The sequence below is a fragment of the Leptolyngbya sp. CCY15150 genome (genome assembly GCF_016888135.1).
Taxonomy (GTDB): Bacteria; Cyanobacteriota; Cyanobacteriia; order RECH01; family RECH01; genus RECH01.
The window spans coordinates 1-3,105 of sequence record NZ_JACSWB010000103.1 but is presented as its reverse complement, the minus strand read 5'-3'; the positions used below and the strand labels follow the sequence as shown (position 1 = coordinate 3,105).

The 3,105-nt window shown below is 54.1% G+C and carries 1 protein-coding gene and 1 pseudogene; one reads left to right on the top strand and one right to left on the bottom strand.

Annotation, left to right across the window (positions count from 1 at the left end; translation table 11 throughout):
- Positions 1 to 330 precede the first annotated feature (330 nt).
- Positions 331 to 2,517 (bottom strand): type I DNA topoisomerase, encoded by a 2,187-nt coding sequence (topA, locus tag JUJ53_RS01170; protein WP_204150153.1) that lies wholly within the window; start codon positions 2,515 to 2,517, stop codon positions 331 to 333.
- A 332-nt stretch (positions 2,518 to 2,849) separates the two neighbouring features.
- Here topA and JUJ53_RS01165 point away from each other — a divergent pair.
- A pseudogene (locus tag JUJ53_RS01165) lies at positions 2,850 to 3,105 on the top strand (transposase); the annotation flags it as partial.

Here is a 3,105-nt window from a genome sequence, read left to right as displayed (position 1 = left end):
TCTGTCGAATCCTGAACGAAAGAATGAGCTTTTTCAACCAATCTATTGACACTGTTCTCAATAAGCTCATGCAAGATGTTCATACTGAGAATTGCTGAAGCTCATGAGTCCAAGTTGCTAAAGCTTATTGCTCAAGGATAGCGCTTGCCTTGCGTAAGTCCTGTCCTCAATCTGCGGTCAATTTGCGCGCTACAACCCTTAAAAGATAGGTTACATTGCTCAAACTCCCTCACAGTAAGCATCCCAAGCTCGATCGTCGCAGTCAAATAGCCCCGGATCTCGGCCACTTATCCCCGGGCGCGACACCTTGTGTCGGAGAAGTCGCAACTGCTAAACCTGAGGTTCCGGTAACTTCAGCGTCCCAAATTTAGGTGACCAGAACTCCCCGCGACTCTGGAAGTAGGCAACCTCTTTGCACTTACCGCGGCGACTTTCCAGAATCGAACAGCGCAGCATCATCTTGTCTTGCCCGTCTTTGATATAGGCGTGGCGCTCCAGCAACGCGCCGCAGACGGGGCAGGGATGATCCACGAACATTTCTGGGTTGAGAGCTTGCCGCTGGGCGTGGGGAAGTTCATAGCGTTTGGCTTTGGCATTCCAAAACATCACCGTGCCACAGCCCGCCCCTGAGCATTTGAGGAAGTGCTTCGCTTTCATCTTCTTGGAACGAGAGGGGACTTTGGTCATTGCCTCTCCGCAGATGGGGCACTTGGTTTTAGTCGGTTGCCCGTTGGCGGGTTTGACCTTAGAGGCGGTTGATTGCTTAGCGGGCATTCTATCCGACGTCTGTGGCTGCTCAGCAAAAGCTGGGAGAGATAGGAGTTGGGTTTTTGCCTGGGCGATCGCGGGCGCAAAGTATCCCCGATTCCAGTCAATTAGGTAGGCTTGCCAGTCTTGTTCTCCTGTGGCGATCGCATCCAACGCCGTCTCCATCTGAGCGGTAAATTCCGGCTGAATCAAGTCGGGCAGCAGCTTTTCCAAAGCCCCGTCCAGTTCCAATCCCAATGCCGTTGGCTGCAACTTTCCCTGCAGCAGGCCTACATACTCTCGTTGCCGTAAGGTTTTGATAGTCGGAGCATAGGTACTGGGGCGACCAATCCCCTTTTGCTCCATCAGCTTCACCAGCTTGGGTTCGCTGTAACGCGGCGGCGGTTGGGTTTGCTTCTGATCCGCCTGGGCCTGCTCCAGTTGGAGGGCTTGCCCTTGAGTAATAGCAGGCAAAACTGAATCCGCACTGATGTTGTTCCAGTAACAGGTGTATCCGGCAAAGTCCAGCACCTGGCCGCGAGCTTCCCAGTACGCTTCGCCAGACTGGGTGACGATGCGCGTTTTGCGAAGCCGCGCCGGAGCGCATTGCGAAGCCACTGCCCGATTCCAAATCAGCTCATAGAGCTGGGCTTGATCGGAGGACAGTTCCCGCTGAAGCTGCTGGGGTAGGTGATTCACATCCGTCGGGCGAATGGCTTCATGGGCCTCTTGAGATCCCTTGATGGCCCGGTGCTGGGTGGTTTTGCGCGGCACGTTGGTGGGATCGTGCTGCTGGAGGTACTGACGAACTGACTCACAAAAGGGCGCTGAAAGGATGACCGAATCGGTGCGCATGTAGGTGATGTGACCCTTTTCGTAGAGAGCCTGGGCCACCTTCATGGTCTGTTCGGGGCTGAAGTGGAGTTTAGAGCCAGCAGCCTGCTGCAAGGTCGAGGTAATAAAAGGAGGCGGGGGCGATTGAGTGGTCTGTTTACCTTCGATGTGTAGAACTTTGTGGGAGTGGGTTTGGGCGATCGCCACCAGCTCATCCGCCCGTTCTTGAGACCTGACTCGATCCGATTCACTCTCAGCGCTTTGATCCTCCGCGTTTTTCGTAGACTTCCGCTGCGGCTTAGGACTACTGCGATAGAAGGCTTTGAAGCCCTCCCCATAGGTGACCCACACGCTCCAATAATCCTGCGGTACAAAGGCTTGAATCTCGCGTTCTCGAACACAGAGCAGGTGCAGCGTGGCGCTCTGGACTCGCCCCATGGACTTTGCGCCATTGTTCAGGGGCCAGACGACATGGCGACTGCCGGTGTAGCCCACCAGTTTATCCAAGCAGTCGCGGGCACGTCCAGCAGCGATGAGGTCTTGGTTGAGGGTGCGGGGATGGGCGATCGCCGCTCTCACCGCTTGAGGCGTGATCTCGCTGTAGACTACCCGCTGAGGATTCCGCAGATTCAGCGCCTGCTGCAAGTGCCAGCCGATGGTTTCCCCTTCGCGATCGGGGTCGGTGGCGATGTAGACGCGATCGGCGGCTTTGACCGCCTGGCGAAGTTCTGAGAGCACTTTCTTAGAACGAGCATCGCGGGGCTGGTAGCGACAGTCAATGGAACCGGCCCCCAGGTCAAAGCCCAGGGCATCGTCGCCGTCATTGGCGAGTTCGCGAACATGGCCCATGCTGGCTTTAATCACCCAGCCTGAACCCAGGATTTGCCCCAGTTTCTTCACCTTGCCGGGGCTTTCAATCAGTAACAGATTTGGCATGGTCTCTTCAGATTACCTCTCAACTTAATAGTACATTTGAATCTTCTCAGGCGTAATTTAAATCTTCAGTTGTCCTTCATAAGGAGAGGTCGATGGCAAGGTCTAAGACTTGGTGAAGAACACTCATTTAGTTCCTAGTAGTGTTGATGTTGTGTAGTTACGGTCGCAGCCAAGACAACGATTTTTTTGAGCAGCACAAAGACAGTATTCAGGCTGGTTGACTGACAAAAGTGTTGAGGGACAGTTGGATCTACCGTCCCGGCAAGGGCTGGAAGCGACTGAATCACTATCATCTAGACCTGGGAGAGGTCATCCTGTTGCAGGGAGTGAGCTTGAACAAAACGAAATCTCTCAGCAGTTTGCACCTTGCTCTAGCCCGTGATGCCCTCTCAAGGCAAGTGTGGATGGTTGCCTCCGACCAAGTCACTAGTCTCAAAACCTTCCAAGAATACAGCGAGCGGTTTCAAATTGAAGAGGAATTTTTAGATGAAAAGGCCAATGGTTTTCAACTGGAACGCTCTGAGATTCGCTCTGCTCCGGCACTATCGCGGCTTTGTTTGGTCATGGCGGTGGCCACTTTACTGCTGA